The sequence below is a fragment of the Microbacterium enclense genome (assembly GCF_004022425.1).
Lineage (GTDB): Bacteria > Actinomycetota > Actinomycetes > Actinomycetales > Microbacteriaceae > Microbacterium > Microbacterium enclense_A.
In genome coordinates, this window is record NZ_RBZY01000005.1 from 48,402 (window position 1) to 62,348 (window position 13,947).

A 13,947-nucleotide genomic window follows, 5' to 3' on the forward strand; every position below is an offset into this window, starting at 1 on the left:
CCGCCCCCGATGCTCACCGCCGCGTGGCCGGTCCGCCGACACGCGACCGGTGAGATGGGAACGGCGCTCCCGGCATTCGTCGATCACCACGTGCACACGCACCTGGTCGACACACCCGCACTGCCGGCGCGAGGGATCGCCGCCGTCGTCGATCTCGGCGGAGATCCGGCGTACCTCGCTCGGCACGCGTCCGGGCTCCCGCGCGTTGCCTTCGCCGGGGCCTTCCTCACCGTGCCGGATGGGTACCCGACCGGGCGTTCTTGGGCACCGGATGCCATCGTGCACCGGGTCTCGAACCCGTCCCGGCACCCCGGGGAACCGGGCGGAGCCCGCACCGCGGTCGATGCTCAGGCCGACGCCGGCGCGTCCGTCATCAAAGTGGCTCTGAACGCCGACGCGGGGCCGGTGCCCTCCGACGAGATTCTCGCGGCCATCATCGCCGCCGCTGCCGAGCGAGGCCTGGACGTGGTCGCCCACGCGCAGGGGACGGGGCAGGTCGAACGGGCGATCGAGGCGGGTTTCGCAGCTCTCGCGCACGCGCCGTTCGACGACTCGCTGTCGCGACGACTCATCGCCCGGGCCGCCGATGCCGGACAGATCTGGATCTCGACGATCGACATCCACCGCGGGTCCGCCCGCGCCCGGACCGTCGCCCACCTCAGTGCCTTCGCGGCGCGGGGTGGGCGCGTCCTCTACGGCACCGATCTCGGAAACGGCCCACTCCCTGTCGGCGTCAATCGCCGCGAGCTCCTCGCTCTGCAGGAGGCGGGGATCCGCGGCGATGCGCTCGTGGCATCCCTCACCGACGCCTGGCCCGCGCGCTCCGGCATCGACGCCGTCCGCAGCTTCATCGCCGGCCCTGCCCCCACCGACCGCGACGACCTCGCCACGTGGTTGTCGCACGCGGTCGTCGTCCCGACCGAGGAGCTCACCCGTGTCGACTGACCCGCTCGCCGCCGAGGCCCTCGCCCTCGACACCGCCGACCCCCTCGCCACGCACCGGGACGCGTTCGTCGACGCCGAGACGCCGCTCGTCTACTTCGACGGCAACTCGCTCGGAAGGCCTCCTCGCGCGACCGCACAGCGGCTATCCGACTTCGTCACCGCCGAGTGGGGCGGCCGCCTCATCCGCGGGTGGGACGAGTCGTGGATGGAACTGCCCTTCGCGATCGGCGACCGCCTCGGGGCGCTCGCCCTCGGTGCAGCGGCGGGGCAGACGGTCATCGGCGATTCCACCACCGTGCTGCTCTACAAGCTGCTGCGGGCCGCGCTCGCGGAGCGGTCGACGGCCGAGCCTGCCCGCGTCGAGATCGTCGTCGGCCGCGACGATTTCCCCACCGACCGCTACCTCGTCGAGGGGATCGCCGCAGAGCGCGGCGCGCGGGTCGTATGGGTGGAGGTCGACACCTCCCGCGGGGTCGACGCCGAGCAGCTCCGCGCGGCCGTCGGCCCGCGAACGGCGGTCGTGCTGCTCAGTCACGTTTCGTACCGGTCGGGGTACCTCGCGGATGCCGAGACCCTCACGCGCATCGCCCACGACGCCGGTGCCCTCGTGCTGTGGGACCTCTGCCACTCCGCGGGCTCGGTGCCGGTCGAACTCGACGCGTGGGACGTGGATCTCGCCGTCGGCTGCACGTACAAGTACCTGAACGGCGGCCCGGGGGCGCCGGCGTTCGCGTACGTCGCGGCACGCCACCAGGCGACGCTCGCCCAACCGATTCAGGGCTGGATGGGCGCGGCGGACGTGTTCGCGATGGGACCGGAATACCGACCCGCCGACGGTATGCGGCGGTTCCTGTCGGGAACCCCGCCGGTGCTCGCGATGCTCGCGATGCAGGACACGCTCGACCTCATCGAGGTTGCCGGGATCACTGCGATCCGCGCCAAGTCCGTGGCCCTGACCGAGTTCGCGCTGCGGGTGAGCGATGGCATCCTGAGTCCGCTCGGTGTGAGCCTCGCCTCGCCCCGCGATCCGGCCGAGCGCGGCGGCCACCTGACGCTGTCGCACCCCACGATGCGCGCCGTGACGGCGCGGCTGTGGCGGCAGGACGTCATCCCCGACTACCGCGACCCTCACGGCCTGCGGATCGGCCTCGCTCCGCTGTCGACGAGCTTCACCGAGACGCTCACCGGTCTCGTCGCCGTCGCTGAAGCGGTGCGCGCGGAGAGCTGATGCGCGCCCGCCGTCGAGCAGACCCGCGGGAGGTCTAGCCTCGGAGGGTGGTCGACCCCCTCCTCATCGTCGTCGTCGGGATCGTGGTGATCTCGCTCGTCACCGTGATCGCGCCGCGGTTCAACGTCGCCGGGCCCCTGGTGCTCATGGCCATCGGTCTCGGCGTGAGCCTGCTGCCCTTCGTGCCCGCCTTCGCCGTGCCCCCCGAGGTGATCCTCATCGGCGTCCTGCCGCCGCTGCTGTACTCGGCGGCCGTGCAGCTTCCCGCGATCGAGTTCCGACGCGACTTCGGCCCCATCGCCGGGTTGTCCGTACTCCTCGTCGTGCTGAGCTCCCTGGGGCTCGGGCTGTTCTTCGCCGCGGTGATCCCCGGACTCGGACTCGCCCTGGGCGTGGCGCTCGGCGCGATCCTGAGTCCGACGGATGCCGTGGCCACCTCGATCGCGAAACGCCTGGGCATCGCACCGCGCGTCGTCACGCTGCTCGAGGGCGAGAGCCTGCTGAACGATGCGACCGCGCTCGTCCTGCTGCGCACGGCGGTGGCGGCTCTGGCATCCGGGTTCGCCTTCGCCGACGCGGTCGCCAACTTCGCCTGGGGCGTGCTGCTCGCGCTCGCGCTCGGCGCACTCGTCGGGTGGGGGAACCTGCGAGTACGCGAGCGGGTGAACAATCCCGCGGCCAACACCGCCCTCAGCTTCACCGTCCCCTTCATCGCCTACCTCCCCACCGAGCACCTCGGCGGTTCGGGCCTCGTCGCCGCCGTCGTCGCGGGGATCGTCACGGGCCAGGGCGCCGCCCGACGCTTCACCCCCGAACAGCGGGTCAGCGATCGACTCAATTGGCGCACGATCGAGCTGATCCTCGAGGGCGGTGTCTTCCTCGTGTTCGGTCTCGAGTTGAAGGACATCGTCGGCGCCAACCTCCGCGAGCATGAGGGGCTCTGGTACGGCACGTGGCTCGCACTGTCGGCGTTGGGGATCGCCCTCGCGGTACGCGCCGTGTACGTCGCGGGACTGATCTGGGTCCAGGGACGCAGGGGTCGGAACAGCCCCCGACACCGTGAACGCGCGAAGCGCATCAGCGAACGCGTGGACCGGATCGAAGAGGCCTATCGCGCCGACCCGACGACTCTCGCCCGCCGCGGGGAGGTCGATCACGCACGTGCCGAGCGACGCTTCTCCTGGGTGCGTCACCGGGTCGCCAGCACGATGGCCGACCTCGACTACTACCGCGACAGCCCGCTCGGGTGGCGGCACGGCATCATCATCGTGTGGGCGGGGATGCGCGGCGTCGTGACCCTCGCCGCCGCGCAGACCCTGCCGAACGAGGGCGTCGAAGACCGCCCGCTGCTGATCTTCGTGGCCTTCCTCGTCGCCCTGTTCAGCCTGCTGCTGCAGGGACTCACGCTCGCGGTCGTCGTGCGCGGCGTCGGACTCTCGGAGGGCGGCGGCGAAGGACCCACGCGCGACGAACAGCGTGCTCTGGATGCCGAGCTCCGCCGCGCGGCGGTCGCCGCCGTCACCTCGGGGACGTTGACCCGCCGCGACGGCCAGCCGTTCCCCGCCGACCTCGTCGAGCGCGCCGGCGCGCGGTTGACGCGACCGCCGGACGACGACGTGACGGCTCGGGCACGTGACCTGCTCGAGCTGCGGCTCGCCTCGATCGACGCGATGCGTCAGGAACTCAACCGCATCAGCCACGGGGGGCGCTACAGCACAGCAGCGCTCCGCCATGCCCTCGCCGAACTCGACGCCGACCAGCTGAGCCTCGAACTGCGCATCGACGGCGAGGACTGACGGGTGGGACCGGGCATGCCGAGGCAGACCGGACCGGGCGCACAGGCGGCCAACAGCGGGGCGTACGGCAGAATGGATGCGGAGGTGCCCATGAGCGATCCGATCCCGACGTCGACGTCATCGACGGATGCCACGAGCGCTGCCGTCCCCGTCGCGCATACCGCGGCCGACTGCCCGCAGTGCTTCACCGAGATGCAGAGCGACGGCGCGTGGTGGCGTGCTCGACCCGCCGGTTCGCGGCTCGTCGGACTCGTCGTCTCCCGGACGGGGCTCCCCTCGGTCGTGCAGCAGCGTGATGATCTGACCCGCTTCGGCGTCCCGATCGAGGGCTTCCGCCACCCCGCTCCCGAGACGCTCGAGGACTGGGCGGCCCGACTCGAGCGATTCTTCGGCACGCTCACCCGCGGCGATGTCCTCGTCGTCACCACCGTCGAAGCCCTCGGCGTCTCACGCTCCGACGCCTCGCGTGCCGTCGCGGAGCTGCGGCAGCGGGGAGTCATCGTGAAGGTCCTCGCCCACGGCGACCGCCACCTCCACACCGCCCCGGTCGTCCCGCCGGCCTGAGGCCGGCCCACCCTCGCGGGTGCGTCGGCGATCGCGCTCACGCCCCGACGTAGAGGGCGAGGTGTTCTCCCGTGAGCGTCGACCGGGCGGCGACGAGATCGGTCGGAGTGCCCTCGAACACGATCGTGCCCCCGTCGCGTCCCGCCCCCGGGCCGATGTCGATGATCCAATCGGCGTGCGCCATCACGGCCTGGTGGTGCTCGATCACGACGACGGTGTTACCGGCATCCACGAGCGAATCGAGAAGAGCGAGCAGGATGTCGACGTCGGCGAGGTGCAGACCGGTCGTCGGCTCGTCGAGCACATACACGGCGCCCTCCTTGGCCATCGAGATCGCGAGCTTCAACCGCTGACGTTCACCGCCCGAGAGGGTGTTGAGCGACTGGCCGAGCGTGATGTAGCCCAACCCGACGTCGACGAGGCGTCCGAGCACGGCCACCGCCGGTCCGCGAGTGAGGAAGGTGGATGCCTCGGACACCGACATCCGCAGGACCTCGGCGATGTTCTTGCCGTCGAGGGTGTACTCGAGCACCTCGTCAGCGAAGCCGGACCCGCCGCAGAGTTCGCAGACGGTCTCGACGGTCGACTGGAATCCCAGCTGCGTGACGATCACCCCCAGACCGGTGCAGGCGATGCACCCGCCCTCGGAGTTCGCACTGAACAGGGCCGGCTTCACGCCGTTCGCCTTCGCGAACGCCGCACGCACGGCATCCAGGATGCCGGTGTAGGTGGCGGGGCTGCTGCGCCGCGACCCCTTGATCGGTGACTGATCGACGACCACGACGTCGTCGAACGCGGGGAGATTGCCGTGGATCAGCGACGACTTACCCGACCCCGCGACGCCCGTCACGACGGTGAGAACGCGGAGGGGGATGTCGACGTCGATGTTCTTCAGATTGTGCTGCGACGCTCCACGGATGGGGAGGGCGCCGGTACGCGGACGCACCGCGGACTTGAGCTGCGCACGATGATCGAGGAAGCGCCCGGTCAGTGTGTCCGAGGTGCGGAGCCCACCCACGTCGCCCTCGTACTGAATGGTTCCGCCGTCGCGTCCCGCGCGGGGCCCTAGGTCGACGACGTGATCGGCGATCTCGATGACCTCGGGCTTGTGTTCGACGACGAGAACCGTGTTGCCCTTGTCGCGCAGCTGGCGGAGGGTGTCATTCATCCGCTGGATGTCGTGCGGGTGCAGCCCCGCCGTCGGCTCGTCGAAGACGTACGTGATGTCGGTCAGGCTCGACCCGAGATGGCGGATCATCTTGGTGCGCTGGGCCTCGCCGCCCGAGAGCGTGCCGCTCGCGCGGTCGAGGGAGAGATAACCGAGACCGATGTGGACGAACGCATCGAGCGTGTCGCGCAGGCCCGCGACGATCGGCGCGACGGACGGGTCGTCGATCGAGCGCACCCAGACGGCGAGGTCGGTGATCTGCATGGCCGCGGCATCCGCGATGTTCACCCCGTCGATGCGGGACGAGCGCGCACCTTCATTGAGCCGCGTGCCCTCGCACGCGGGACACGCCACGAACGTGACCGCGCGGTCCACGAACGCGCGGATGTGGGGCTGCAGACCATCACGATCCTTCTGCAGCATGCTCTTGGTGATCTTCGGAACGAGGCCCTCGTACGTCATGTTGGTGCTGGCGATGCGCACCTTCTGCTGCTCGCCGTAGAGGAAGATCCGCCGTTGCTCGGGGCTGAAGTCGCGCACCGGAGTGTCGCCGTCGAAGAACCCGGACTCCGCGAAGACCCGCACCATCCAGCCGTCGGCCGTGTACCCCGGAACGAGGATCGCGCCGTCGTTCAATGACCGCGACTCGTCGACGATCTGCACGATGTCGATGTCGCTCACCTGACCGAGGCCCTCGCAATCGGGGCACATTCCCCCCCGTGATCTCGAACGAGCGCCGTTCCTTCTGGCCCTTGCGGGCTCCGGTCTTGATCTCGACCGCTCCCGCTCCCGCGAGAGAAGGGACGTTGAACGAGAAGGCCTGCGACGAGCCGACGTGCGGCCGACCGAGCCTGCTGAACAGCACCCGCAGCATCGCGTGCACGTCGGTCGCGGTGCCGACCGTCGAGCGCGCGTTGGGAGCCATGCGTTCCTGATCCACCCGGATCGTCGCGCTGAGGTTCTCGAGCGCATCGACCTCGGGGCGTGACGGCTGTCCCATGAACTGCTGCACGAAGGTCGGGTACGTGTCGTTGATGAGCCGCTGCGACTCGGCCGCGATGGTGCCGAAGACGAGGGACGACTTGCCCGACCCGCTGACCCCGGTGAACACCGTCAGTCGCCGCTTGGGCACGTCGACATCGACGTTCTTCAGGTTGTTCTCGCGGGCACCGCGCACGCGGATGACGTCGTGGGTATCGGCGGGGGCATCGGTCATGGCGGCCTCCTCGGCAGGGTCGACCCTCAGTGTGCCCGAGGCCTCCGACATCCGCGACCGGTCGACCCACCCCCGAGACCGTGCCGCGGAGGATCCTGCCGACGCGCCGGGCCACGGCATCCCGAACCGGTGCGTCACCCGCGACCTCCGCACGACGGCGAGCCACCCGCCGGAACGACGTCGCCCCCGCGGACGGATCCGCGGGGGCGACGAGAGGAGGAAGGTCAGCCCTGGGCGCGACGGCTGGTGCGCGCGCCCCGACCGACGACCATGCCGGTCGTGGGAGTACCGGATGCCGACCGCCCGGCGCCCTGCGGGCGGGCGGTGTTCGCGCCGCCCCGGGCGTTGCCACCGGCTCCCTGGCCACGACCCGCGCCGGAGCGCTGGCCCTGCCGCCCGGGCTGCGCCGCGTCGGCCGCGGGGGCGGCCTGACCGGCACCGCGACCGCGGCGACGGCGGCCCTCGCCGGGCGCGGACACGCGGGGAGCAGCGTCCGACGAGCCCTGACCGCGAGCGGCGCGCTTGCGCTGCGCGTTGGCACCCTGCGAGCGCCCACCGCCCTGCGGCTGCGCGACGATGGGCTCGGGCTTCACGTACGCGGCGACCTCGCCGACGAGCGCGACGACCTCGGGGGAGGCCGAGGTGACCGGCTGCGGCGTGACGTCGATCTTGGCCTTGCGCAGGATGTCGAGGGTGTCGCGACGCTGCTCGGGCAGCATGATCGTGACGACGTCGCCGGCCGAACCGGCCCGGGCGGTACGGCCCGAGCGGTGCAGGTATGCCTTGTGCTCGACGGGCGGGTCGACGTGGACCACGAGCTCCACACCGTCGACGTGCACGCCGCGTGCCGCGACGTCGGTGGCGACGAGGACCTTGGCGCGTCCGTCGCCGAACGCCGCGAGGTTGCGGTCGCGGGCGGGCTGCGACAGGTTGCCGTGCAGGTCGACGGACGGGATGCCGGCGGCGGTCAGCTCCTTGGCGAGCTTCTTGGCCTGGTGCTTGGTGCGCATGAAGAGGATGCGGCGAGCGGTTCCGGAAGCGAGTGTCCGGACGAGCTGCTTCTTGGCATCCGCGTCGGCCGGCGCGAAGACGTGGTGGGTCATCGCGGCGACGTGCGAGTGGGCCTCGTCAACCGAGTGCAGCACCTCGTTGCGGAGGAAGCGCTTGACGAGCTTGTCCACGCCGTTGTCGAGCGTCGCCGAGAACAGCAGGCGCTGACCGTCGGCGGGCGTACGCGCCAGCAGACGGGTGACGCCGGGGAGGAAGCCCAGGTCGGCCATGTGGTCGGCCTCGTCGAGGACGGTGATCTCGATCGCGTCGAGGCTCGCGAAGCCCTGACCGATGAGGTCCTCCAGTCGGCCGGGGCACGCGACGAGGATGTCGACGCCGGCGTTCAGAGCGTCGACCTGACGCTTCTGGTTCACGCCGCCGTAGACGGTCGTGGTGGTGAGGTCGTAGGCCGCGGCGAGGGGCTTGATGACCTCGTCGATCTGGTTGGCGAGTTCGCGGGTGGGGGCGAGCACGAGAGCGCGGGGCTTGCGTCCGCGGCGGCGGTCGCTCGTCGCGGCCAGGCGCGCCACGAGCGGCAGCGAGAACGCGAGGGTCTTGCCGGAGCCGGTCTTGCCTCGGCCGAGCACGTCGCGGCCGGCGAGCGTGTCGGGAAGGGTGTCGGCCTGGATCGGGAAGGGCTCGTTCTTGCCCTGCTCGGCGAGCACGGCGATCAGCGGCGCGGGCACGCCGAGGTCGGTGAAGTTCTGGGACGTCATGAAGTCTCCTGCCGCGGCGCACGCGCGCACGGCGGTTCGGGATGCCGCGATACTGCGGCTGAGATGGGCGAAGGCGCCGGGTGGCGCATCCGTTCGCCGTGAAGGTCAAAGGCCCACGCGAGGGGGCCGGTGCGTTCGACGACGCTGGGAGCGAGAGCTCCGGCATCCAGTCTAGCGGGTGGCGTCAGTCCGCCGCTCGCCAGCAGCCCGCGACGTGGTCGTCGACCATGCCCGAGGACTGCATCAGCGCGTACATCGTGGTGGGACCGACGAAGCGGAAACCCCGGCGCCGGAGCTCCTTGCTCATCGCCTCGGACTCGGGCGTCACGGCCGGCACCTCGGCGAACGATGACGGGGGCGTGTGCGCGGCGGGGGCGAACGACCACAGCAGGGCGTCGAGCTCTCCGTCTGCCATGTCGGCCACGATCGCGGCATTGCCGATCACGGCCTCGATCTTGCCGCGGTGGCGGATGATCCCGGCATCCTGGAGCAGGCGATGGACGTCGTCGGGCCCGAACGCCGCCACGATCGAGGGTTCGAACCGGTGGAAGACCTCGCGGAAGCGCGGACGCTTACGCAGGATCGTGATCCACGACAGCCCCGCCTGGAAGCCCTCGAGGCTCATCTTCTCGAACAGGGGCCGGTCGCCCCGCAGCTCGGTGCCCCACTCCTCGTCGTGGTACCTCCGGTACTCGGCGTCGTCGCCGGCCCACGCGCAGCGGGCGATGCCGTCGGCGTCGATCAGGAGGTCGCTCATGGTCTCAGGGTAGGCCGGGGGTCGGACACGACCTCGTCGGGCGTCGCGAGAACAGGCGGAGCGCTGCACACAGGCCGATCTCGCCTGAATCGACCTGTTCCGGACACCCGCCCTGTTCTCGCGACGGCCCGCGGACATGACGAAGGGCGGCGGCCGTCCGACCACCGCCCTTCTCGCGGCGCTCTATTTGCCCGGCTTCTTCTCCGGCACCGGGGCGTTGCCCGAGGCCCGCAGCGCGGCGTAGTACGAGGCCGCCTCGTTCTGCCGGTCGTCCTCGACACCCGTGGCGATCGAGGCGCGGATGTGCGCGGGGCGGTAGCCGAAGGCATCCACCAGGTCCTGGGCGTGCGGGCGCAGGCGCACGCAGAGACGGTCGATGTAGCTGGACACGGCTGCCGCGCGCTGCGTCGAGAGCCGCCCGTGGATCAGGTACCACGCCAGGTGCTTCTCGATGAGATGCAGGCCGAACAGGTCGCGCAGCCACGTGAGCACCTGACGCGTGTTGTCGTCGCCGACGCGGTTGATGGCGTCGGTGAACGCCTCCCATTGCAGCAGCTCGCCGTGCGCTCGCGCGGCTTCGATGAGCTCGGCCTGGTTCTCGTTGAACAGCGCCGCCGCGTCTTCGCGGGAGAGCTTGGATGCCGGACGCAGCCGTCCCGCGATGTCGGCGACCATCTGCTGCACACGATCGGCGAGCAGCTCGTGCTGCTGCTGGGCGCGCAGGCCCTTCTCGACCGACCGGGCCGTGGACCCGAGATCGCTGACGGCCTGCCCCAGCTGGCGCAGACCCGCACCGTGGAAGAGCTTCCCGGCCGTCTGCCCGACGGCGAACGCGGCGAGAGCCTTGGCATCCTTGCCCTTGAACTGCCGAGCGTAGTCGGCGAGCAGGCGCTTGCCGACGAGCTGCAGCAGGACGTTGTTGTCGCCCTCGAACGTGACGTAGATGTCGAGGTCGGCGCGCAGGCCCACGAGGCGGTTCTCGAACAGGAACCCCTGACCGCCGCACGCCTCGCGCGACTCCTGAAGGGTGTCGAGCGCGTGCCACGTGGACAGCGGCTTGAGCGCGGCCGCGAGGGTTTCGAGGTCTTCTCGATCGGCATCCGTGTCGAGGCGACCGCTGAAGACGCCGTCGAACTTCTGCAGGAACTCGTCGTGCGCGAAGATCTGCGCGTACGTCGTGGCCAGGCGCGGCAGCAGGCGACGCTGGTGCTTGCCGTAGTCGAGCAGCGTGACCTCGGGGGTTCCGCTGCCGGAGTCGAACTGCCGGCGCTGGTTGCCGTAGGTGACCGCGATCGTGAGGCCGATCGCCGATGCCCAGGCCGCGGCCCCGTCGAGCGAGACCCGGCCCTGCACGAGGGTGCCGAGCATCGTGAAGAACCGGCGACCCGGGCTGGCGATGTCGCTCGAGTAGGTGCCGTCGGCGGCGACGTCGCCGTAGCGGTTCAGCAGGTTCTCGCGCGGGATGCGGACCTTGTCGAAGTGCAGGCGCCCGTTGTCGATGCCGTTGAGGCCGCCCTTGAGGCCGTCGTCCTCGCCGCCGATGCCGGGGAGGAAGCTGCCTTCGTCGTCGCGCAGGGGCACGTAGAAGCAGTGCACACCGTGGTTCACGCCGTTGGTGATGAGCTGCGCGAACACCGTCGCGGCCTTGCCGTGCAGCGCGGCGTTGCCGAGGTAGTCCTTCCATGCGCCGCGGAACGGCGTGTGAATGATGAACTCCTCGGTGTCGGCGTCGTAGGTCGCCGTCGTGCCGATCGCGGCGACGTCCGAGCCGTGCCCGGTCTCGGTCATCGCGAACGCCCCCGGGATGTCGAGGCTCATGATGCCGGGCAGCCACTTCTCGTGGTGCTTCTCTGTGCCCAGCTGCAGAACAGCCGAACCGAACAGGCCCCACTGGACGCCCGACTTGATCTGCAGGCTGGGGTCGGCGGCGACGAGTTCTTCGAACCCGGCGATGTTGGCGCCGTTGTTCTCTTCGCCGCCGAACCGCTTCGGGAACGCGCGGTGCACGGCCTTGCGCGCGACGAGCTCGTGCAGCTGGCCGAGCGTGCGCTCGCGGTGGGCGTCCATGCCCAGGCTGTCATCGCGCCAGAAGAGGGGGTCCTCGAGCATGGCGCGCGCCTCGCGGCGCGTGTCGGCCCACGTTCCGAGCAGCAGGTCGGTGACCCGCTCGATGTCGATGCGGCTCTCGGCGGCCTCGGCGGCGGAGTGCGCGGCGGTGGGCGCACCCCCGACGGGGGTACGCGTGCTCGTGGCGGGCGTGGTGGGACGGACGGCGGCGTCGGTCATTTCGGCACCTTTCGACGTTGCAAAGGGATGCCACCACGGTAGGAGTCCCACAACAGCCGAGCAAACATTGTGTGAGGTGCACACAACCGTGTGCGGCGAGGTCGCGGCCGGCGGTTGTGGGCCGTCAACATCCATGGGAGACCGCCGAGCGTGTCAGTGCTGGGCCACGACCATCAGGATGCCATCGCCGTACGCCTCGCGCTTCTTGGCCCCGATGCCGGTGATGCCGTCGAGGTCGCCGATCGACGCCGGGCGCTCGGCCGCGATCGCCCGCAGCGTGGCATCGCCGAAGACGATGTACGCGGGGACGCCCTGCTCGCGGGCCTGCTCGGCGCGCCACGCCCGCAGCGCCTCGAAGAGGTCGCGGTCGCCGGCGGCGACGTCGTCCGCACTCGACTTGCGGGGCCTGCTCGACCCGCCGCCGGCGCGGCCGAGGGCGTCACGGCGGAGCGGAACGGGCGTCTCGCCGCGCAGCACCCCGGCCGAGGCATCGCTGAGGGCGAGCGTGCCGTAGTCGCCCTGCGCGACGAGGATGCCGCGGGCGAGGAGCTGCCGGATGACACTGCGCCAGTCCTGGTCGGACAGGTCGGCCCCGAGCCCGTAGGTGGTGAGTCGGTCGTGCCCCTGCTGCGCGATTCGGTCGGTCTTCGCTCCGCGCAGGATGTCGATGAGATGCCCGGCACCGAACGCCTGCCCGCGCTCGCGCTGCAGCCGGACGATGGTCGACAGGAGCTTCTGCGCGGCGACGAGACCATCCCACGTCTCGGGTGGGGTGAGGCACGTGTCGCAGTTGCCGCACGGCTCCGAGGGCTCACCGAAGTACGACAGCAGGTTCTGGCGGCGGCAGCCGACCGTCTCGCACAGCGCCAGCATCGCGTCGAGATGCTGACCGAGGCGCATCTTGTACGACCGGTCGCCGGGCGACTGGTCGATCATGCGCCGCTGCTGGACGACGTCGCCGAGACCGTACGCCATCCACACGACCGACGGATCGCCGTCGCGCCCCGCACGACCGGTCTCCTGGTAGTAGCCCTCGACCGACTTCGGCAGATCGATGTGGGCGACGAAGCGCACGTCGGGTTTGTCGATGCCCATCCCGAACGCGATCGTCGCGACCATGATGACCCCGTCGTCACGGAGGAAGCGCGACTGGTTCGCCGCACGGATGGAGGCATCGAGGCCCGCGTGGTAGGGCAGGGCGTCGAGTCCCTGCGCGGCCAGATACGCCGCGGTCTGCTCCACGCTTTTCCGACTCAGCGCGTAGACGATGCCCGCCGATCCCTCGGGCTGCGAGCGGATGAACGACACCAGCTGCCGACGGGGGTCGACCTTGGCCTCGATCCGGTACTGGATGTTGGGTCGGTCGAAGCTCGCGATGAACGTCGTGGCGTCGCGCAAGCGAAGACGTTCGACGATCTCGCGCGCCGTCTCGGGCGTGGCGGTGGCGGTGAGCGCCATGCGCGGGACGCCCGGGAAGCGGTCGGCGAGATCGCCGAGCGCGAGGTAATCGGGACGGAAGTCATGGCCCCACTGCGACACGCAGTGGGCCTCGTCGATCGCGATGACGCTCAGGCGCCCGCGCGACAGCAACCCGAGGGTCTGCGCACCATTGAGGCGTTCGGGTGCGACGTAGAGGAGGTCGAGGTCGCCGGCGAGGTACGCCTGCTCGACGGCCTGGCGCTCGGCGGGGGCCTGGGTCGAGTTGAGGTACGCCGCGCGCACGCCGTTGGCCACGAGCGCGTCGACCTGGTCGTGCATGAGGGCGATCAGAGGGCTCACCACGAGTCCGGTGCCGGGCCGCACGAGCGCGGGCACCTGATAGGTGACGCTCTTGCCACCACCGGTCGGCATCAGCACGACCGCGTCGCCGCCGTCGATCACCCGCTGGACGATGTCGGCCTGATCGCCGCGAAAGGCGTCGTAGCCGTAGACCTCGTGGAGGACCTCGCGCGGATCCCGCCCGCTGAAGTCGCGCACCCCGGGCAACTCCCGTGCCGCGCCGGTCGCGACCGCGGCACGGGCGAACGGCGATGCCGCGGCATCCCTCGGCGGCGGCGGGGCATCCGGATCCTCGGGCGGAGCGAAGAGGTCTGGATCCCAGTCGGCACCCGCGTAGGGGTCGTCGTAGCCGTCGAACGCCTCGGGTGGCGCGTCGGCGTACGGCTCGGGTGCGGCGCCGGGAAATGTCACCCGTCCACGGTAACCCGGGGCACCGACACCC

General features: G+C 70.8%; 8 protein-coding genes and 1 pseudogene. 4 read left to right on the top strand and 5 right to left on the bottom strand.

Going from position 1 to position 13,947, the window contains the following annotated elements; all coding sequences use genetic code 11:
• Positions 1–9 precede the first annotated feature (9 nt).
• The 4 genes from D8Y23_RS17030 to D8Y23_RS02290 all read left to right on the top strand — a co-directional run bounded on the left by D8Y23_RS17030 (position 10) and on the right by D8Y23_RS02290 (position 4,533).
• Positions 10–945, top strand: coding sequence for a hypothetical protein (locus D8Y23_RS17030; protein WP_240663730.1), 936 nt, complete (start codon positions 10–12; stop codon positions 943–945).
• A complete protein-coding gene (locus D8Y23_RS02280) occupies positions 935–2,173 on the top strand; it encodes a kynureninase (RefSeq protein WP_240663731.1) in 1,239 nt (412 codons plus the stop codon). Before D8Y23_RS17030 ends, D8Y23_RS02280 begins: the two co-directional genes overlap by 11 nt.
• A gap of 47 nt (positions 2,174–2,220) precedes the next feature.
• On the top strand, positions 2,221–3,969 hold the full coding sequence (locus tag D8Y23_RS02285; protein WP_128216552.1) for a cation:proton antiporter: 1,749 nt from the start codon (positions 2,221–2,223) through the stop codon (positions 3,967–3,969).
• Between the two features lie 90 nt (positions 3,970–4,059).
• On the top strand, positions 4,060–4,533 hold the full coding sequence (locus D8Y23_RS02290) for a dehydrogenase (RefSeq protein WP_128216553.1): 474 nt from the start codon (positions 4,060–4,062) through the stop codon (positions 4,531–4,533).
• 37 nt (positions 4,534–4,570) lie between these two features.
• Here the strand turns inward: D8Y23_RS02290 and D8Y23_RS02295 are convergent.
• The 5 genes and pseudogenes from D8Y23_RS02295 to recQ form a co-directional block, all read right to left on the bottom strand.
• Positions 4,571–6,917: pseudogene (locus D8Y23_RS02295) on the bottom strand (ATP-binding cassette domain-containing protein).
• 224 nt (positions 6,918–7,141) lie between these two features.
• A complete protein-coding gene (locus D8Y23_RS02300; protein WP_128216554.1) occupies positions 7,142–8,683 on the bottom strand; it encodes a DEAD/DEAH box helicase in 1,542 nt (513 codons plus the stop codon).
• Between the two features lie 184 nt (positions 8,684–8,867).
• Positions 8,868–9,440, bottom strand: coding sequence for a DNA-3-methyladenine glycosylase I (locus D8Y23_RS02305; protein WP_128216555.1), 573 nt, complete (start codon positions 9,438–9,440; stop codon positions 8,868–8,870).
• A gap of 183 nt (positions 9,441–9,623) precedes the next feature.
• Complete coding sequence (locus D8Y23_RS02310) at positions 9,624–11,726, bottom strand: acyl-CoA dehydrogenase (RefSeq protein ID WP_128216556.1); 2,103 nt, start codon at positions 11,724–11,726, stop codon at positions 9,624–9,626.
• A gap of 153 nt (positions 11,727–11,879) precedes the next feature.
• Positions 11,880–13,916 (bottom strand): DNA helicase RecQ, encoded by a 2,037-nt coding sequence (gene recQ / locus D8Y23_RS02315; RefSeq protein ID WP_128216557.1) that lies wholly within the window; start codon positions 13,914–13,916, stop codon positions 11,880–11,882.
• Positions 13,917–13,947 lie beyond the last annotated feature (31 nt).